The 4589-nt window shown below is 58.6% G+C and carries 4 protein-coding genes; all 4 read left to right on the plus strand.

Annotation, left to right across the window (positions count from 1 at the left end; genetic code table 11):
- A partial coding sequence (locus L0H65_RS14965; RefSeq protein WP_301459845.1) for a nitrate reductase subunit alpha occupies positions 1 to 2126 on the plus strand: 2126 nt, incomplete at its 5' end.
- Positions 2123 to 3643 (plus strand): nitrate reductase subunit beta, encoded by a 1521-nt coding sequence (gene narH, locus L0H65_RS14970; protein WP_301459846.1) that lies wholly within the window; start codon positions 2123 to 2125, stop codon positions 3641 to 3643. The genes L0H65_RS14965 and narH, both read left to right, overlap by 4 nt.
- On the plus strand, positions 3640 to 4344 hold the full coding sequence (narJ, locus tag L0H65_RS14975; protein WP_301459847.1) for a nitrate reductase molybdenum cofactor assembly chaperone: 705 nt from the start codon (positions 3640 to 3642) through the stop codon (positions 4342 to 4344). The genes narH and narJ overlap by 4 nt, the downstream gene beginning before the upstream one ends.
- 12 nt (positions 4345 to 4356) lie before the next feature.
- The coding region (locus L0H65_RS14980) for a respiratory nitrate reductase subunit gamma (protein WP_301459848.1) at positions 4357 to 4589 on the plus strand (233 nt) is incomplete at its 3' end.

Consider the following 4589-nt stretch of genomic DNA (forward strand, 5'->3'; position numbering starts at 1 on the left):
CGATGGTGATTATTGGGGCAGGGTTTAACCATTGGTATCATATGGATATGGGTTACCGCGGCATTATCAACATGCTGGTGATGTGCGGCTGTGTCGGACAATCCGGCGGCGGCTGGTCGCATTATGTCGGTCAGGAGAAGCTGCGCCCGCAAACCGGCTGGACCGCCCTCGCCTTCGCGCTGGATTGGAGCCGCCCGCCGCGTCAGGTCGGCGGCACCAGTGCCTGGTATGCCCACACGGATCAGTGGCGCTATGAAACCGTGTCAGCGAGCGAAATTCTGTCACCGACCGCCCCCGCTGGCAATTGGGCGGACCGCAGCCTCATCGACTATAACATTCAGGCGGAACGTATGGGCTGGTTGCCCTCCGCCCCACAGTTGAAAACCAACCCATTGGAGGTGGGGCGCGCGGCGAAAGCGGCGGGCAAATCGGCGGCGGAATATGTCGCCGAGAACCTCAAATCCGGCGCGCTGGAAATGTCTTGCGAAGACCCGGATGCACCGGAAAACTGGCCGCGCAACTTGTTCGTGTGGCGCTCCAACCTGCTGGGGTCGTCGGGCAAGGGGCATGAATACTTCCTGCGCCACCTGCTTGGCACCGATCACGGTATCCAAGGCAAAGATTTGGGCGAAGAAGGCCGGCGCAAACCGTTGGAGGCGAAATGGCATGATGCGGCACCCGAGGGCAAACTTGACCTGCTGGTGACGCTCGATTTTAGGATGTCCACCACCTGCGTCTACTCCGATATCGTATTGCCAACCGCGAGTTGGTACGAAAAGGACGATCTGAACACTTCCGACATGCACCCGTTCATCCACCCGCTGCAAGCGGCGGTGGACCCGGCTTACGAATCCAAAACGGACTGGGAGATTTTCAAGCTGATCGCACAGCGGTTTTCCGATATCGCGCCGGAAGTGCTTGGGGTCGAAACCGACATCGTGGTGCATCCGTTGCAGCACGACACACCCGGCGAGTTGGCGCAATCAGTGGTCGCCGATTGGAAAGCCGGGGAGTGTGATTTGATCCCCGGCAGAACCGCACCCAACTTTATCGAGGTAGAGCGGGATTATCCCAATTTGGCGAAGAAATTTGCCTCCATGGGGCCGCTGATGGACAAGATCGGCAATGGCGGCAAAGGCATCGCCTGGGACACCAAAGCCGAAGCGCATCATCTGCAAGACCTGAATGGCCGTGTGACCGAGGAAGGCGTGAGCAAGGGACTGGCAAAACTGAACACCGCGATTGATGCCGCTGAGATGATCCTGATGCTCGCCCCTGAAACCAACGGCGAAGTCGCGGTGAAAGCGTGGGACGCGCTCAGCAAGATCACCGGGCGCAGCCATCGCCACTTGGCGGAAGCGAAAGAGGATGAGAAAATCCGCTTTCGCGACATCGCCGCACAGCCGCGCAAGATCATCTCGTCGCCCACATGGTCGGGGATTGAGAGCGAGGAGGTCAGCTATAACGCCGGCTATACCAACGTGCATGAGCTGATCCCGTGGCGCACGCTTTCGGGGCGACAGCAGCTTTATCAGGACCACGAATGGATGCGCGCCTTTGGCGAAGGTTTCGTGACATGGCGCCCGCCGGTGGATCTGAAAACCATTGATCCGGCGCGCAGCAAGGCGGGCAATTCCAAAACCGTGGTGCTGAATTTTATTACCCCGCACCAGAAATGGGGCATCCATTCGACCTATTCCGATAACCTGCTGATGCTGACGCTGAACCGGGGCGGCCCCGTGGTCTGGATGTCGGAAACAGACGCGGGCAAGGTCGGCCTGATTGATAACGACTGGGTCGAGGTGTTCAACGCCAACGGCGTGCTGACGGCGCGGGTTGTGGTCAGCCAGCGCATCAAGGAAGGCAACCTCTTCATGTATCACGCGCAGGAAAAAATCGTGAACACCCCCGGCAGCCAGATCACCGGCAAGCGCGGTGGCATCCACAACTCGGTCACCCGCACGATCCTGAAACCGACCCATATGATCGGCGGCTATGCGCAGCTTAGCTATGGGTTCAACTACTACGGGACTGTCGGCTCCAACCGCGATGAATTCGTGTTGGTGCGCAAAATGGATGAGGTGGACTGGTTTGACCGGCCCGCAAAAGTGGAGGCGGCAGAATGAAAGTACGCGCACAAATCGGCATGGTGCTGAACCTTGATAAATGTATCGGGTGTCACACCTGTTCTGTCACCTGCAAGAACGTCTGGACCAGTCGCGACGGCGTTGAATATGCGTGGTTCAACAACGTCGAAACCAAACCCGGCATCGGATACCCGAAGGATTGGGAGAACCAGAAACGTTGGAACGGTGGGTGGGAGCGGACCAAAGCGGGCAAGCTGCAACCCAAGCAGGGCGCGAAATGGCGCATCCTTGCCAATATCTTCGCCAACCCCGACCTACCGGAGATTGACGATTACTATGAGCCCTTCACCTTTGACTATGACCACCTGAAATCCGCACCAGAAATGGAAACCTTCCCCACCGCCCGCCCGCGTTCGTTGGTGTCGGGGGAGCGGATGGAAAAGATCAAATGGGGGCCGAACTGGGAGGAAATCCTTGGTGGCGAATTTGCCAAACGCTCGCAGGATTACAACTTTGAAGGCATCCAGAAGGAAATGTACGGGCAGTATGAACAGACGTTCATGATGTATCTGCCGCGCCTGTGCGAGCATTGCCTCAACCCGTCTTGCGTTTCGGCTTGTCCGTCGGGGGCGATCTACAAGCGTGAGGAGGATGGCGTCGTTCTGATTGATCAGGACAAGTGCCGCGGCTGGCGCATGTGCGTTTCGGCCTGCCCTTACAAGAAGGTTTATTACAACTGGTCCACCGGCAAATCGGAAAAATGCACCATGTGCTATCCGCGTCTGGAATCCGGTCTGCCGACCGTGTGTTCCGAAACCTGCGTCGGGCGCATCCGCTATATCGGTGTGATGCTTTACGATGCCGACAAGATTGCGGCGGCAGCTTCGGTTGAGAATGAAAAAGACCTGTATGATGCGCAGCTCAACGTCTTCCTTGACCCCAACGACCCGGAGGTGATTGCGGCCGCCCGTGCCGAAGGCGTTCCGGAGGATTGGATCAAAGGTGCGCGCAATTCGCCGATCTGGAAAATGGCGATGGAGTGGAAGATCGCCTTCCCGCTGCATCCCGAATACCGCACCTTGCCGATGGTCTGGTATGTGCCGCCGCTATCGCCGATCCAGAACGCCGCTGAAGCCGGGCAGATCAACGCAATTGACGGCATGCCGGATGTGAAAAGCTTGCGTATTCCGGTGCAATACCTCGCCAATCTGCTGACGGCAGGCGATGAGGCACCGGTGATTTCGGCGCTGGAACGGATGCTGGCAATGCGCGCTTATATGCGGTCAAAGACCGTGGATGGTGTGATCAATCTAGGCGTTGCCCAACGGGTTGGCCTGACCCCGCAGCAGATTGATGAGATGTATCACCTGTTGGCGATTGCCAATTATGAAGATCGCTTCGTCATTCCGACAACCCACCGTGAGGTGGTGGAAGACGCCTATGATCTGCGCAGCGAGTGCGGCTTTACCGACGGCAACGGCTGCTCTGGTGGGGCCAGCAAAAGCAAACTGTTCGGCGGGCGAAAATTCGTCACACCGACGGAGGGTTGGCAATGATTGTAACCTTCAAAGCCCTCTCGGCGCTGCTCAGCTATCCCAGCACCGATTTGCAAGCGGCTGTGCCAGAGATCGAGGCCGTTTTGCAAAAGGAAGCGGTTCTGCCGCCTGACGATTGCGCGGCGATCACGGTGCTGTTGCAGCATATCGCAAGCACCGACATTTATGCCTTGCAAGAAGCCTATGTGCTGCTGTTTGACCGTTCCCGCACGCTGTCGCTCAATCTGTTTGAGCATATCCACGGCGAAAGCCGGGACCGAGGCGGTGCGATGGTGGACCTGTTGGAGACCTACCGCGCCGGTGGTTTTGATCTGGTCGGGCCGGAATTGCCCGATCATTTGCCGGTGTTGTTGGAGTTTTTGGCGACACAACCGCTGGTGGATGCGCAGGACATTCTGGCCGACGCTGGCCCGATCCTGACGGTTCTGGCCGAACGCCTGACCCGGCGCGACTCGCCTTACGCTGCCGTGCTGACTGCGATTGCTGCACTGGGTCGCGCCACGGTCAAGGATGGTGTCGCGGCCGCCCTGCTGGCAGAACCCGATGACAACCCCGAAGATCTGGCGGCCCTCGACGCGGTGTGGGAGGAGGCGCAAGTGACCTTCGCCCCCGACCCCAGCGCCGGTTGCCCGATCTCGCGCGACATCCTCGCCAAGATGGATGCCCCCCTGTCCCCGGCCCGCAGCAGCGCTGCCCAATAAAGGAGACCCGCGATGCATGATTTCATCTTTGGTATCTACCCCTATATCGCGCTGAGTGTGCTGCTGATCGGCTCCATCGCGCGGTATGAGCGTGACCCGTTCACCTGGAAATCGTCGTCGTCGCAACTGTTGCGGCGCAAGCAGTTGATCCTTGGGTCGGTGCTGTTCCATGTCGGTGTGTTGATCGTCTTTTTCGGGCATCTGTTCGGCTTCTTGACGCCGATTGCCTTGATCGAAGCCTTTGG

The sequence above is a fragment of the Pseudorhodobacter sp. genome, from assembly GCF_030452865.1.
Lineage (GTDB): Bacteria > Pseudomonadota > Alphaproteobacteria > Rhodobacterales > Rhodobacteraceae > Pseudorhodobacter.

Coding starts and splice junctions, on each gene's coding strand:
- narH (WP_301459846.1), top strand. CDS start 2,123: ATGAAAGTACGCGCACAAATCGGCATGGTGCTGAACCTTGATAAATGT.
- narJ (WP_301459847.1), top strand. CDS start 3,640: ATGATTGTAACCTTCAAAGCCCTCTCGGCGCTGCTCAGCTATCCCAGC.